General features: G+C 49.8%; 1 protein-coding gene. It reads left to right on the top strand.

Features of this window, described 5'->3' with window-relative positions; genetic code table 11:
• The coding region (locus tag SB773_RS32215) for a TlpA family protein disulfide reductase (RefSeq protein ID WP_410594434.1) at nucleotides 1-255 on the top strand (255 nt) is incomplete at its 5' end.
• Nucleotides 256-267 lie beyond the last annotated feature (12 nt).

The following is a 267-nucleotide window of genomic DNA, read 5'->3' as shown; positions in this document are numbered from 1 at the left end:
CAAGCGCCTGATATCAGCGTAATAATGCTAAATCTGCAGGAAAGCCGCACGACGGTAGCGAAATATCTGCGTAACCATCAGTTGGATTTTCAACAGGTATTACTGGACAAACAGGGTGACGTTGCCCGCTACTACGGCGCGCTGGGCGTACCGGCAACGTTGTTTTTTCGTGCCGACGGCTCACTTAGTAGTGTGCATTTTGGCGAGCTATCCCAAGCCACCCTGCAGCAGGGAATTGATACGACATTTAATTGAAAAATTGGCGAC

This window comes from Bacillus sp. SIMBA_074 (genome assembly GCF_046534555.1).
GTDB lineage: Bacteria > Bacillota > Bacilli > Bacillales > Bacillaceae_G > Bacillus_A > Bacillus_A mycoides.
The sequence above is the reverse complement of the archived record's forward strand: the minus strand, read 5'-3'. Positions and strand labels throughout refer to the sequence as shown.